Here is a 13431-nt window from a genome sequence, read left to right as displayed (position 1 = left end):
GATGATGCAGATGAAATCGGAAATAGCCGGCGAAGCGGCCAAACAGCGCCATATCCAACGTGGTGTCGATGCCAAGGACAAATCAAAAGCCAATGGCAAGCAGCAAGGCGCCATGCAGGCCGGCGCCCGCGAGTATCCCGAGCCCCCCTTCCCCGAGCAACATCAGCCGAAACCGGGACATGAATGGGCGATTGAGCCGGCCCCTCTATACGATGCGCCGTACTATCTCGGGTCGAAAAAACTCGAAGACAAAGTAGCGCTCATCACGGGCGGCGATTCCGGCATCGGCCGTTCGGTGGCGGTTCTGTTCGCCCGTGAGGGCGCCGACATCGCGATCATCTATCTCGCGGAAGACAAGGATGCCGGAGAGACCAAATCCGCAGTGGAGAAAGAGGGACGACGCTGCATTCTGGTCAAGGGCGACGTTAGCGATCGCGATCACTGCCACAACGCGGTGGCCGAGACCGTGAAGGAATTTGGCCGCATCGACGTGCTGGTCAACAATGCAGCCTTCCAGATCCATTCCAGCGATTTCAGCGACCTGACCGAGGAACATTTCGATACGACGCTGAAGACAAATCTCTACGGCTATTTCCATATGGCACAGGAAGCAGTGCCGCACATGAAAGCCGGTTCTGCCATCATCAACACCGGTTCGGTAACCGGCATCGACGGTTCGAAGCAACTGGTCGACTATTCCATGACCAAGGGGGGCATTCACGCCTTCACGCGCGCGCTCTCGGGCAATCTGATCGGCAAGGGAATAAGGGTAAACGCGGTTGCGCCAGGTCCGGTGTGGACACCGCTCAATCCGTCGGACAAAGAAGCAGACGACGTGTCAAAATTCGGCGCGGACACGCCAATGAAACGACCTGCGCAACCAGAAGAACTCGCGCCGGCCTATGTCTTCCTCGCTTCCCCGCATTGCTCCAGCTACATCACCGGCGAAATCTTGCCGGTGGTCGGCGGTTACTGAGGATGGCCGAAACCAAGGAGTAGGATGAATGGCCCGCCTGCTTTTCACGATGACGCTTGCTTATGTAGCGTATCGCATCTGCAGGGAAACGGCAGGATCTTCCCGGCATGTGCGGCAGGATGACAGCGTGGAGCGTAAGCAATCAGCGGCTTTGGGTGTCGACCCGTCTCGCTGAGATTGCTCAGCGCGGGCGGGCGGGCGTATGCCGGCCAGCCAATGGAGTTGCCTTATTCGGCCGCCTGCAGGTTGATCTTGCTTTCCGCCATTTCGGTGAGCTTGCGATCGGTCGCCTGTTCTTCTCTGAGGTTCTTGGCCAGCACGTTGGCGCAGTCAGTGCGGCCAAGCTCCTTGGCCCAGGCAATCAGCGTGCCATAGCGGGTCATTTCATAGTGCTCGACGGCCTGTGCTGATGCAATCAGCGCCGCGTCCAGAACTTCTTTATCGTCGACGTCGCCGCTCACATCATCGGCTTCCTCGAGAATGCCGTCGATTGCCGGGCAGTTGACCTCCTTGGCCTTGACGCCGTGCAACTCGAACACTTCTTCGACGCGTTCGATATGGCCCCTGGTCTGGCCGAGATGTTTTTCAAATCCGGCTTTCAATTGGCGGTCGGTTGCCTTGTCGATCATCTTCGGCAGCGCTTTCTCGATCTGCTTTTCGGCGTAGTAGATGTCGCGCAACGTGTGCACGAAGAGATCATCGAGTGTCTTGATGTCCTTCGAAAAGAAACCCATGGCCTTGCCTTTCATTACGCTCAGTGTGGATTTCGGCGGCGGGTTTGCATGCCGCCCGCAAAGGCCGGGACTATGGTCCCGGCTTGTCGGTCAACGTGCCGATACCGCATGGGTTCCTGATTTCCGGGCGGAGCCGTCACCCCCTTTTCGAAAGCCGCAATTCCTCTGATGGGGAGCCTTTGTCTCGATGACACGTTCTACCCGGAGCACGAACCGGGACTGTGAAGGGTTGGCAGAATGTATTTTATCGCGTTGGCGACGGACTATGATGGCACTTTGGCTCATGACGGCATCGTCGCCAGGAAAACGCTGTCTGCTCTCGAGCGGTTCAAGAAAAGCGGCCGCAAGCTCGTTCTGGTCACCGGGCGTGAACTGCCCGATCTCAAGCGCGTCTTTTCCGAGGTTAGTCTCTTCGACAAGGTCGTCGCCGAGAATGGCGCACTGATCTACACGCCGGCCAGCGAGGAAGAACGAGTGATTTCACCTTCGCCCGAGCCTAAATTCGTCGCCAGGCTGAAGAAGCAGGGCGTCAAGCCGCTTTCAGTCGGGCGATCGATCGTCGCTACCTGGGAACCCCATCAGGCCACGGTGCTCGAGGTCATCAAGAAGATGGGCCTCGAACTGGAAATCATCTTCAACAAGGGCGCGGTGATGGTCCTGCCTAGCGGCGTCAACAAAGCTACCGGACTGGCTGCCGCCCTTCAGGACCTTCGGCTCTCGCCACACAATGTCGTTGGTGTCGGCGATGCCGAAAACGACCACGCCTTCCTGCAGGCCTGTGGCTGTAGCGTCGCCGTCGATAATGCAATTCCTGCGGTCAAAAATACAGCCAATCTGGTCATGCGTGGCGCACGGGGCAAAGGCGTGGAGCAGCTGATCGACAAGATGATCAAGCATGATCACGCGATCGTACCGAGGCGCCACGACGGTATCGTTCTAGGATCAGCCGGCGGCGATGACATGTATCTGTCACCGACCGATACGATCCTCATTGCCGGCAGTTCCGGCATCGGTAAATCCACCTTGGCCACCGCGCTGACGGAGCGCTTCGTCGAGAGCAAGTTTCAGTTCTGCGTCTTCGATCCCGAGGGAGACTATGACGGCCTTGAGGGCGCCGTGCGGCTTGGTGACGGATCAAGCGCGCCGACAAAGGCGCAGGTGCTCGATCTGATCGCCAAGGCCGACAGCAATATCGTTGTCAATGGACTGGCGCTGCGCGTCAGTGAGAGGCCGGATTTCTTTGCGGACCTGCTGCCCGGCCTCGGCAGTTTTCGCCGCCGCACCGCAAGGCCGCATTGGCTCGTCATCGACGAAGCGCATCATCTCCTGCCCAAGCGGCGCGACGATACGCGGGCTGTCCTGTCACTGGAATTGCCGGGCACAATCCTGATCACTGTTCACCCCGAGGCGATCTCGACCGACGCGTTGCGCCTGGTGACGGCTATCATTGCGCTTGGCCCCAAGGCGAAGGACGTGGTGAAGGTCTTCTGCCATGAGACAGGCATTGAGGCACCGAAGGCCATCCCAACTCCCAAGGGCGCACGCGTGCTGTTCTGGCGGCCGCAGGCAGGCAAGAAAGTCAAAACGGTCAAGGTGATCGAGCCGCGCCAGTCACTCAAGCGCCACAGCCGCAAATACGCCGAAGGCCAGCTAGATGAAGCAGGCAGCTTCTATTTCCACGGCCCTGACAATGCGATGAATCTCAGAGCCCACAATCTGATGATCTTTGCCCAGATCGCTGAGGGCATCGACGACAAGACCTGGGCGTTTCATTTGCATGCCGGCGACTATTCCAAATGGTTCCGACATCAGATCAGGGACAAGGACCTCGCACGCGAAACGGCCGAGGCGGAAGAGGACAAAACATTATCGGCCGAGGAGAGCCGCAAGCGCGTGCTCGATGCCGTTCGCCGCCGTTACACGGCTCCAGCCACAGCGCCGGAATGATACGCGAGAGCCAGGGGTAACTAAGCCAGCGCTGTTGCACGCGGAAAATCGATTCAATCAGGCAGCGCCGCCATCGCGACAATTTCAACACCGATATCGGCTTGCGCAAGCGCTGCAACCCCGATCACCTCCGAGGGCGGCGGGTTGTTGTAGCTGCAGTGCTTCGGGCAATACCCGGCAAAGAACTCGTCCAGCACGTCCAGGCGAAAATTGGGAGAACTCAGGACGCCGCCATCGGGAAATGGCCCCTTGATGAAGAAGGTCAGCCGGATGAGATAGTCGAGTGCGCTACCGAGTTCTTCCAGATCTGATTTGATGTTCGTCAGAATGGGCCGCCACTATGCCGCTGCATCGCCAGCGAAGCCGCCTCCCTTTTTTCCAGCTGGATCATAATCGTCGGCGGTTGCCGTGTTTCCGCAAAGGTAGACAAATCCCTTTGCTCCGCTAACGACCGTGCCTTTTCCCCACGGCATCAACCTGCCGTTTTTGAATTTCTTGTGCGTTACGAGTTCCATGCTCCGTCCAGAGCCCAAATCGTCAGTCTATCAAATCGTCGATCCGGATCGGCAGATCGCGGATGCGCTTCCCGGTGGCGTGATAGACCGCACTTGCCACGGCAGCAGCTGTTCCAACGTTGCCAAGTTCGCCCAGCCCCTTGACGCCGGCAGGATTGACCTCGTGATCGACTTCCGGGACGAGGATCACGTCGACCTGTTTGATGTCGGCGTTGACCGGCACGAGATAATCCTGGAGGTCGCGGTTGACGTAGCGCGCGTGCCGCCGATCGATTTCCGTTGCCTCGTGCAAAGCCTGGCCGATGCCCCAGATCATACCGCCCATCAACTGGCTGCGCGCGGTGCGCGTGTTCATGATGCGCCCGGCAGCAAAGGCACCGACGATGCGCGGCACCCTGACTTCACGGGTGTAGCGGTTGACGCGCACTTCGACGAACTCGGCGCCAAAGGCATATTTGACCGAATCCTTGTCGTCTTCCCCGCCATGAAATTCCGGCTGTCCGGCATAGAGCTTGCTTAGTGCCTCCGGCGAAGAACCCTTGGGTGCAAACTCGGCATATTCCTCGATGGCGCCGACCTGCATGGCCTTGAAGACATCGGCCAGCTTCACCGATTTGCCAGTCTCCGTAACGACTTTCCCATCCGCCATATCCAGTTTCGCGTTGCCCGAACCGGCAAGGGGACCGTCGTTGCCCGCCGCAGCCGCGAACAGCTTCTCGCGTACGGCATCGCAGGCCTTCATCACCGCGGAGCAGACGCTCGCCGTCGAGATCGAGCCGCCCGACACCGGTGCCGGCGGCAAGGCGCTGTCGCCCATCTCGACGCTGATCTTTTCCATGCCAACACCCAGCCTTTCGGCTGCCATTTGTGCTGCGATGGTGCGAACACCGGTGCCGATTTCATGCGAACCACATTGGACCCGAACCGCGCCGTCGGCGGTGAGACGAACCCTGGCCGCGCAAGGTGCGACGGCGGTCGGGTAGATTGCTGTCGCGCAGCCCATGCCGACCAGCCAGTCGCCGTCACGCATCGAGCCGGCCTTGGGCCCGCGTTTCGCCCAGCCAAAGGCCTCCGCGGCCTGAGCATAGCACTTGACGAGCGAGCGGCTGGAAAATGGCTTGCCGCCGATCGGTTCCTTGTCCGGCTCATTGATGAGCCGAAACTCGACAGGGTCCATGTCAAGCGCAACCGCCATTTCATCCATGGCATTCTCAAGCGCATAGACGTAAGGCGTTTCTGGTGGTGAGCGCATGTATCCAGGCGTGTTGCGGTCGGCATGGACCAGCGAAACATGAGTCAGGACAGAGCCGTAATTGTACATGCGGGCGGTGGCGGACGTGCCGCCGACGACATAAGGGTCAGGGCGTGACGTCACCTCCCAGCCCTCATGTCCGAACGCCGTGATGCGGCCGTCCTTGCCGGCGCCTATGCGGATCCGATGCCGCGTCTCGGCGCGATATGTCTGCGTACCGAAGGCCTGCATGCGGCTAACGACGCAGCGGACTGGACGACCAATTCGCCGCGCGGCGATGGCGACGATCGCCGTGCGGGCCGTCATCGGTCCCTTCGAGCCGAAGGCGCCGCCAATATAGGGACTGATGATCCGCACGTTGGCCGGGTCAAGCTTCAGCTGGCGTGCCAGTTCCATCTTCCAGCCGGTCACGTTCTGCGAGGGCTCGTGTATCGTCAGTTGATCGCCCTGCCATATCGCCGTGGTCGAAAACAGTTCGATCGGGTTGTGATGCTGGGTCGGCGTCGAGTATTTTTCGTCGATCTTCACCGCCGCATCCGCCCAGGCGGCGTCGAAGTCACCAGCCTTCGCATCTTCCTTCAGCATCGGGCTTTTACCGGCCGCCGGCTCAACCTTCACGCCTTTTGAATCGAAAGTGGCGCTGGGTGGTTCGTTCTCATAATCGGCGCGGATCAACGCCGCCGCTTCTTCCGCCGCCTCAAAAGTCTCGGCAACCACCAGAGCGACGATCTGGCCATCGTGGAAAATCGTCTTGTCATGCAACGGCCCCATCGAACTTGCGCCGGTGTTGCCGAATTTCGGCTTGTCGGTGTTGTCCATGTCGCCATAGGTGACGATGTCCAGCACACCGGGCACCGCCTTGGCATCTTCCGTTTGGAGTTTCGACACCTTGCCCCGTGCGATGCTGCTGGTGGCAAGGACGCCATAGGCAACGTTGGCCGTGGCGATGTCGGCAGGATAACTGGCCTGTCCAGTAACCTTCAGCCGGGCGTCGATCCGAACAACGGGATCGCCCTGATTGTCTTGGGGAGCTGGCGCGGCTTGATTCATGGCTCAGACCTTCATGTCACGGGTTTCGAGCAGCGCCCGCACCAGCGTGCGTTTGCCGAGCGGTATCTTGAACGCGTTGTGTTCGCGTGGCTTGGCATCGGCAAAGGCGATATCGGCGGCTGCTTGGGCCGCGGACTCATCAAGCACCTTGCCCTTGAGCGTGTCTTCCGCCCCGCTCGCCCGCCACGGCACGGTCGCTACGCCGCCGAGAGCGATCCGCGCACTCCTGACCGTCTCGCTGTCCATGTCGAGCGCGACAGCCGCGGACGCCAGCGCAAACGCGTAGGATTCGCGATCGCGTATCCTCAAATAGCGCGACCGGCTGCTCCACGGCGCGAGCGGCACTTCGATGGCAGTGATGATCTCGTCGGCCGCGAGATCCGTTTCGATGTTCGGCGTCTCGCCCGGCCGCCGATGCAGCTTGGCGAAGGCAAGCGTGCGTCTTCCTTGCTGGCCTTCGATGTCGACGGTTGCGCCGAGCGCAATCAGGGCTTGCGCGAAATCGCCATGATAGGTGGCGATGCAGGCATCGCTGGTACCGAGAATGGCGTGCTGGCGGTTGAACCCTTCCATCGCAGCACAGCCGGAGCCTGGCTCGCGTTTGTTGCATGGCCAGGAGGTTTCACGGAAGTACTCGCAGCGCGTCCGCTGCAGCACATTGCCGCCGAGGCTCGCCATGTTGCGAAGCTGGCCGCTGGCGGCGAATTTCAGACTGTCGGCCAAGAGCGGACAACGGCGCCTGACATCCCGGTTGTCGGCTGCTTCACCCATGCGAACCAACGCCCCGAAGCGAATGGCATCATCCTCAATCCTGATCTGCCGCAAGGCGGGTTCGGCGAGCGTGTTGAGATCGATCAATCGTTCCGGTTGCGCGACACCGAGCTTCATGTAGTCGGCCAGATTGGTGCCACCGGCGATAAACTGCGTGTTGGCCGCAGTCGGCGGGCTCTGCCCATCACCGGCATGCGACGCCATGGCGACCGCTGCGGAGACGCTGGTTGGGCTTTCATAAACGAAGGGGCGCATCTAGGCCCTCCTGATCTCGTCGCGGGCCTGGACGATCGCCGCAACGATGTTGGGATAGGCCGCACAGCGGCACAGATTGCCACTCATATATTCGCGAATATCATCTTCCGAGCCAGCGTGGCCTTCGTTGATGCACCCGATGGCGGACATGATCTGGCCCGGTGTGCAATAGCCGCATTGAAAGGCATCGTGATCGACAAACGCCTGCTGGACGGGATGCAGTTCGCCGTTGGTCGAAACCAGGCCTTCCACCGTGGTGATCTCGCGGCCCTGGTTCATGACGGCGAAACCCAGGCACGAGAGCACCCGTTTTCCGTCGACAAGAACGGTGCACGCACCGCACTGCCCGTGATCGCAACCTTTCTTTGTGCCGGTCAGGCCAACATGGTCGCGCAGAGCGTCTAGCAGGCTGGTGCGGTTGTCGAGCGCCAGGTTGTAGGGCTGTTTGTTGATACGCATTGAAACCGCCGACAAGTCACGCGGTTGGGCCGGCTTGGCGGACGTTGGCTGGTCAGCGCTCTTCGCGGATTGGACAAGCGGCATTGCCGCTACCGCCGAAACAGAGGCCGTCATGAACATGCGTCTGCTCAGGCCACTGGCAATTTTGGCTTCGGACATGGCTGGCTCCGGGCTGGCTGGGTCTTAAGCGGACCCAACCAACCGCAAAGAGCAAAGTTCCGTCCTCACGTGCCTGTGATCGCTTTTTTTGTTTGGCTGCATCGACGCATCTGGAACTTCAACTGCCGGCCGATAGTTGTCTTTCGTGAGCACCAAGGCAAACGATCATGAGCGATGATCGGCATGACAAGAACAGTGACGATGGGCCTGTATTCTCGGCGGAGCAGGCACGACAAGGTGAGATCATCCTGCGAACGCGCACACGTCGGATCACCTTCATAGCCGGGTTGGTCGGCAGCGTGATCCTGGCGATCGTGGTCAGGGTCTCAATCGCCTGAACCGACTTCACCAGGCGCGAAACAATTATCGGTCGTCAGGAACCTTTTGCGAGCGGCTGTCGTTGATTCGCCACTGTCGAAAACGGTTGGCATCTTCTTGAGAGTTCTCCCGTGGACGCGAAAACCGAAACCAAAGAACCCGACGAAACCAGCGACGCGCGCGGCTCATCGCGTAAAGTCAAATCCGACGCCTCGCCAAAACGCAGGGACGATGCGGCTGAGGCCGCCACTTCAGAGCGCAAAAGGCCCGACGGGCAGCCGGAAAAACCAAGGCCCAGCCTGCTGAGTTTCCCACGACGGCACCCCTTCATCTCCATCGCGATCCTGATCGTGTTGCTGCTCGCTGCCATCGGGCTGGTCCTGTGGTGGCTGAACGCGCGTCAGTATGAATCGACCGACGATGCATTCATCGATGCCCGCACCGTGACGATCGGTGCCGAGATATCGGGCCGCATCACCGATGTCGCTGTCACCGACAACCAGCCGGTGAAGGCCGGCGATGTGCTCCTGCGCATCGATGACAGCGACTATCAGGCGAGCCTGGCGGAGGCCAATGCCGGCGTGGCCTCCGCGCAGGCCGACATTGTCGATGTCGAAGCACAGATCGAAGCACAAAACGCCAAGATCGATGCGGCGCAGAAGCAGGTGGCGCAAGCCCAGGCCGCGCTCGATTTCGCCAAGGCGGAGGACCAGCGCAACCGCGAACTGCTGGCCAAGGGAACCTCCACTCAACAGCAGGCGGAACAGGCCGCTTCGACGCTGCGCCAAGACCAGGCCGCCCTCGACAGTGCTGGAGCAAACGTGACTGCCGCGAAGAGCCAGGTCACTGTTCTGCAGGCGCAGGAAAAGAGCGCTCAAGCCAAACTCAATCAGGCCAAGGCGAGCCAGGAGCAGGCGCGCACCACGCTGTCACGCACCACCATAAGCGCGCCTGTTGCCGGCCGCGCTACCAGTGTTACGGTCGCCAAGGGCACCTACGCCCAGCCCGGCCAGGTGCTGATGATGTTCGTTCCAGACGAGGTCTGGGTGAAGGCCAATTTCAAGGAAACCCAACTCGACCTGATGCGGCCGGGACAGCCGGTAGAGATCGATATCGACGCCTATCCCGAAAAAACCTTCCACGGCCGCGTCGACAGCATCCAAGCGGGCAGCGGCACTGCTTTCAGCCTGCTGCCGGCCGAAAACGCCACCGGCAACTTCGTCAAGGTGGTGCAGCGCGTGCCGGTGAAGATCGTCTTCGACCAACCGCCGGGCGTGCTGCTCGGTCCGGGGCTGTCGGTGGTGCCGACAGTCAAGGTGAGATGAGCGCCGTCGAAATGGCCGGTGGCGCGAGCGAAAGCCGGTCCGCCGCTGGTGGTCGCAATCCCTGGCTCATCGCGGTCGTCGTCTCGATCGCCACCTTCATGCTGGTGCTCGACACCTCGATCGCCAACGTCGCCCTGCGCAACATCGCCGGCAGCTTGGCGGCGGGAATGGACGAAAGCACCTGGGTGATCACCACCTATCTGGTCGCCAATTCGGTGATCATTCCGGTCAGCGGCTGGCTGGCCAGCGTGATCGGCCGCAAGCGCTATTACATGCTTTGTGTAGCGACCTTCACCATCGCATCGCTGCTTTGCGGCCTAGCGCCCAACCTGGAAATGCTCATCGTCTTCAGGATCCTGCAAGGCCTCGGCGGCGGCGGCATGGCTCCAAGCGAACAGTCTATCCTTGCCGATACCTTTCCCCCCGAAAAACGCTCTCAGGCGTTCGCGCTTTATGGCATCGCCGTCATCGTCGCGCCGACCGTCGGGCCGACCATCGGTGGCTGGCTGACCGACAATTTCTCTTGGCACTGGATCTTCTTCATCAACGTGCCGTTCGGCATCATGTCGCTTGCCCTGGTGCAGTGGCTGCTGGTCGAGCCCGATGTGCTAGAGCGCGAACGGCAGGAACGGTTGAAGGGCGGCCTCAGAATAGACTGGGTCGGGTTCATCCTGGTCGCCACGGCGCTTGGCTGCCTGGAAATCTTCCTTGATGAGGGTCAGCGAAACGACTGGTTCGCATCGAGTTTCATCACGGCTTTCGCTGTGGTCTCGGCGATCTCGTTCCTGCTGCTGATCCCATGGGAATTCCGCCACCGCGATCCGATCGTCGACATCCGCCTGCTGTTCAGTCGTCAGTTCGGCACGTCATTCCTGGTGATGATGGCGGTCGGCGCCGTGCTGTTCAGCACCACGCAGTTGATGCCGCAGCTGCAACAAACCGCCTTCGACTATACGGCGACCCTGTCGGGTCTCTCTATGATGCCCGGCGGCATCGCCATGCTGATGCTGATGCCGATTTCGGGATTTGCCGCCGGCATCGTTCAGCCCAAATATCTGATCATGATGGGCATGTCCGTTGTGGTGGTCGCCCTGTGGCATATGACGTCGCTTGCCCCGGACGCCAGCTTCCGTTTCTTTGCCTTTGCGCGCGTCTTCCTGATGATCGGCCTGCCGTTCCTGTTCATCCCCATTTCGACGGCGGCTTACGTCGGTCTCGCTCCGCAGAAGACCAACCAGGCGTCGGCGCTGATCAATGTAGCCCGCAACATTGGCGGCAGCATCGGCGTGTCGCTGTCCAACACGGTGATCGCCCAAAATGCGCAGCTCCACCAGGCGAACCTTGTCAGCCACACGGCACAATCGTCTCCCGCCTACCAAAAGGTGCTGCATCAAGTGACCGAGCATTTTGTTGCGCAGGGATCGACCATGCTCCAGGCCAAGCAACAGGCCGTGGGCTGGATTGGGCAGTTGATCGCGCGCCAGGCTTCGCTGCTCGCTTATGTCGACGTCTTTCGCTACTGCGCAATCGTGACGGCGTTGTTTGTTCCCCTCGCCTTGCTTCTGCGGTCTCCAAAGCATGACAAGCGCTAGTTGAAATATCGTCGGCGCTGGAACTCCGTCGCTGGCTTTCCGTTCAGACCCTATCCAACAAAGGGAGAAACAATCATGCCACGCGGTGACAAATCGAAATACACCGACAAACAGGAACGCAAGGCCGACCACATTGCCGAGGGCTACGAGAAGCGTGGGGTTTCCGACAAGGAAGCCGAGCGTCGCGCATGGGCGACCGTCAACAAGGATGATGGCGGCGGCAAGAAGGAAGGCGGCTCCGGACGCGGCGAGCACACAGGCAATCCGGCGGCACACAAGGGCGGTAGAATCGGCGGCAAGGCATCGGCGTCGCGCTCATCCGCAAGCCGATCGGAATCGGCTAAGAAGGCCGCCGCCACCCGCAAACGGAACGCCGAACACCGCGCGCATTGACTGGCGATGCCCGGAGCGCAGACATGAAATCACAACTCGTCAACGAGGACAGCGGACAAAGGACATTCGTCGTGGTGCTGGACCCCGGTGAAGAAGCATTCGCCAAGCTTACCGCCTTCGCGGTCGAGCAGACGGTCGGCAGCGCTTCGTTGACCGCCATCGGTGCGTTCGAACGAGCCACCGTCGGGTGGTTTGACCTGAATGCTAAGACCAAGATCCCGATCGACGAACAATGCGAAGTGCTGAGCGCGATCGGCGATATTGCGCTGGGCGACGATGGCAAGCCCAGCCTGCACGTCCATGCGGTGCTCGGATTGAGCGACGGCAACACCCGGGGTGGGCACCTGCTTGAAGGCATCGTTCGGCCAACGCTGGAAGTCACGCTGGTAGAAGCCCCAGGCCATCTGCGCCGCAGCAAGCGTCCGGAACTCGGTGTTGCGCTTATCGATCTGGACGCTTGAGCTTCAAGGACCGATCGGTAGGGCGGTTTACGTCCAGTTCGAGAGAACTGTCTCCATCTCGACTGTCTCGACCTGCTGTGCAAACCGCTGATGATAGACGGTCAGCAGCGCGTCGTGGGTTGCGTCGGAAGAGCTGCACAGCGCGTCCGTGACCAGAACCACGCGATAGCCGAAATCGATGGCCCCGAGCACCGTGGCCAGAACGCATACATCTGTTTCGCCACCCGTGATGACCAGTGTATCAATATCGCGCGCCATCAGAAGAGCTCGGAGGCTCCCTTCGAACCAGGGCGAGTAAATGTGCTTGTCGATGATTGCCGCTGGCGGGCAATAAGCGGCCAATGACGGCAACAGTTCGGCCATTTCGGGTCCGATCGTCTCGATCGTCATCGAAGCCCAACGCTCGTAGTAGCGCTTCCACGTGCCGACGCCCTGCCCCGCCTTTGGGGCGGGCAGGAACCGCGTAAAGACCGTCTGCGGCGCGCGTCTTTCGACCAGTCTTTCGACTTGTGGCAGAACACGGGTGATCCAGGGTGTTGCCCATTGAGACGGCTCGGCAAACAACCTCTGCATATCCACGCAGACATGCATGCATCGATCGCCAAGGGGACCATAGGCCAAGCCTGGCATCGACATCAGCGCGTCTCCGATCGGCGGTATGTGTCCACAACAGCTTCCTAGCAAAGACAGGCAACGCCACGTGCCGGGACTGGTTCCTGAGATAGCACAGGAACCGACGCGAATGAGTGGCGTTTCCGCCGAGGCGAATGGAGCTACTCGCATGAAACCACGCGACGGGGGCCGTAGATCAGCCGGGACACCACCATGGAACTGAGCGGAGGATGTCTCTGCGGCACCGTCCGCTTTCGCGTTGGAGGCAAGCCGAGAGTGCACTACTGCCATTGCGACATGTGCCGGCGAGCCACCGGCAGCGCATTCGCGGTCCTGGCCTGGGTGCCTTCTCAAAGCGTGGCCTGGATCTATGCGACGCCAACCTATCGCAGGTCTTCGCCGATCGCCCAGAGGGGGTTCTGCTTCAGCTGCGGATCGCCGCTCAGCCTTTCCTATGACGCATCGCCCGACGAGATCGCGCTGCATGTTGGGACGTTCGACGATCCGGCCCACCTCGGGCCGCGCTACAACTATGGGTCGGGGCAGCGACTTGCCTGGGTTTGCTGTGGAATAGAGCTGCCGCAACACGATACCGAGGAGCGATGGTGAAAC

At 60.6% G+C, this 13431-nt stretch carries 15 protein-coding genes; 8 read left to right on the top strand and 7 right to left on the bottom strand.

Going from position 1 to position 13431, the window contains the following annotated elements; genetic code table 11:
• Positions 1 to 4 precede the first annotated feature (4 nt).
• A complete protein-coding gene (locus HGP13_RS19720; protein WP_172228341.1) occupies positions 5 to 976 on the top strand; it encodes an SDR family oxidoreductase in 972 nt (323 codons plus the stop codon).
• A 227-nt stretch (positions 977 to 1203) separates the two neighbouring features.
• On the opposite strand, the gene HGP13_RS19715 is transcribed toward HGP13_RS19720, so the two are convergent.
• Complete coding sequence (locus tag HGP13_RS19715; protein WP_172228339.1) at positions 1204 to 1710, bottom strand: ferritin-like domain-containing protein; 507 nt, start codon at positions 1708 to 1710, stop codon at positions 1204 to 1206.
• A 237-nt stretch (positions 1711 to 1947) separates the two neighbouring features.
• On the opposite strand from HGP13_RS19715, the gene HGP13_RS19710 reads away from it, so the two are divergent.
• Positions 1948 to 3657 carry an HAD-IIB family hydrolase gene (locus tag HGP13_RS19710; protein WP_172228337.1) on the top strand — a complete coding sequence of 570 codons (1710 nt, stop codon included), beginning with the start codon at positions 1948 to 1950 and terminating at the stop codon, positions 3655 to 3657.
• A gap of 53 nt (positions 3658 to 3710) precedes the next feature.
• On the opposite strand, the gene HGP13_RS37995 is transcribed toward HGP13_RS19710, so the two are convergent.
• From HGP13_RS37995 to HGP13_RS19690, 5 genes are all read right to left on the bottom strand, one after another.
• Positions 3711 to 3854, bottom strand: a complete 144-nt coding sequence (locus HGP13_RS37995) for a hypothetical protein (protein WP_246707066.1) — start codon at positions 3852 to 3854, stop codon at positions 3711 to 3713.
• Positions 3855 to 3995: 141 nt separating this feature from the next.
• Complete coding sequence (locus HGP13_RS37990; RefSeq protein ID WP_246707065.1) at positions 3996 to 4172, bottom strand: hypothetical protein; 177 nt, start codon at positions 4170 to 4172, stop codon at positions 3996 to 3998.
• Between the two features lie 22 nt (positions 4173 to 4194).
• On the bottom strand, positions 4195 to 6474 hold the full coding sequence (locus HGP13_RS19700) for a xanthine dehydrogenase family protein molybdopterin-binding subunit (protein ID WP_172228335.1): 2280 nt from the start codon (positions 6472 to 6474) through the stop codon (positions 4195 to 4197).
• Positions 6475 to 6477: 3 nt separating this feature from the next.
• A complete protein-coding gene (locus HGP13_RS19695; protein ID WP_172228333.1) occupies positions 6478 to 7500 on the bottom strand; it encodes a xanthine dehydrogenase family protein subunit M in 1023 nt (340 codons plus the stop codon).
• Entirely contained in the window at positions 7501 to 8118 is a 618-nt protein-coding gene (locus HGP13_RS19690) for a (2Fe-2S)-binding protein (RefSeq protein WP_172228331.1), read from the bottom strand.
• 167 nt (positions 8119 to 8285) lie between these two features.
• Here HGP13_RS19690 and HGP13_RS19685 point away from each other — a divergent pair, with 167 nt between their 5' ends.
• The 5 genes from HGP13_RS19685 to HGP13_RS19665 all read left to right on the top strand — a co-directional run bounded on the left by HGP13_RS19685 (position 8286) and on the right by HGP13_RS19665 (position 12207).
• Positions 8286 to 8456, top strand: coding sequence for a hypothetical protein (locus tag HGP13_RS19685; protein WP_172228329.1), 171 nt, complete (start codon positions 8286 to 8288; stop codon positions 8454 to 8456).
• A 111-nt stretch (positions 8457 to 8567) separates the two neighbouring features.
• On the top strand, positions 8568 to 9761 hold the full coding sequence (locus HGP13_RS19680; protein ID WP_172228327.1) for an HlyD family secretion protein: 1194 nt from the start codon (positions 8568 to 8570) through the stop codon (positions 9759 to 9761).
• Entirely contained in the window at positions 9758 to 11353 is a 1596-nt protein-coding gene (locus HGP13_RS19675) for a DHA2 family efflux MFS transporter permease subunit (RefSeq protein WP_246707064.1), read from the top strand. Before HGP13_RS19680 ends, HGP13_RS19675 begins: the two co-directional genes overlap by 4 nt.
• A 75-nt stretch (positions 11354 to 11428) precedes the next feature.
• A complete protein-coding gene (locus HGP13_RS19670; RefSeq protein ID WP_127262154.1) occupies positions 11429 to 11746 on the top strand; it encodes a plasmid stabilization protein in 318 nt (105 codons plus the stop codon).
• A gap of 23 nt (positions 11747 to 11769) precedes the next feature.
• Positions 11770 to 12207: a PPC domain-containing DNA-binding protein gene (locus tag HGP13_RS19665; RefSeq protein WP_172228325.1), complete on the top strand. Its 438-nt coding sequence runs from the start codon at positions 11770 to 11772 to the stop codon at positions 12205 to 12207.
• 27 nt (positions 12208 to 12234) lie between these two features.
• On the opposite strand, the gene HGP13_RS19660 is transcribed toward HGP13_RS19665, so the two are convergent.
• Positions 12235 to 12843: an isochorismatase family cysteine hydrolase gene (locus HGP13_RS19660; protein WP_172228323.1), complete on the bottom strand. Its 609-nt coding sequence runs from the start codon at positions 12841 to 12843 to the stop codon at positions 12235 to 12237.
• A gap of 189 nt (positions 12844 to 13032) precedes the next feature.
• Between HGP13_RS19660 and HGP13_RS19655 the strand changes: the two genes are divergently transcribed.
• A complete protein-coding gene (locus HGP13_RS19655; protein ID WP_172228321.1) occupies positions 13033 to 13428 on the top strand; it encodes a GFA family protein in 396 nt (131 codons plus the stop codon).
• The last annotated feature ends 3 nt before the right edge of the window (positions 13429 to 13431 follow it).

The organism is Mesorhizobium sp. NZP2077 (assembly GCF_013170805.1).
Taxonomy (GTDB): domain Bacteria; phylum Pseudomonadota; class Alphaproteobacteria; order Rhizobiales; family Rhizobiaceae; genus Mesorhizobium.
The sequence above is the reverse complement of the archived record's forward strand: the minus strand, read 5'-3'. Positions and strand labels throughout refer to the sequence as shown.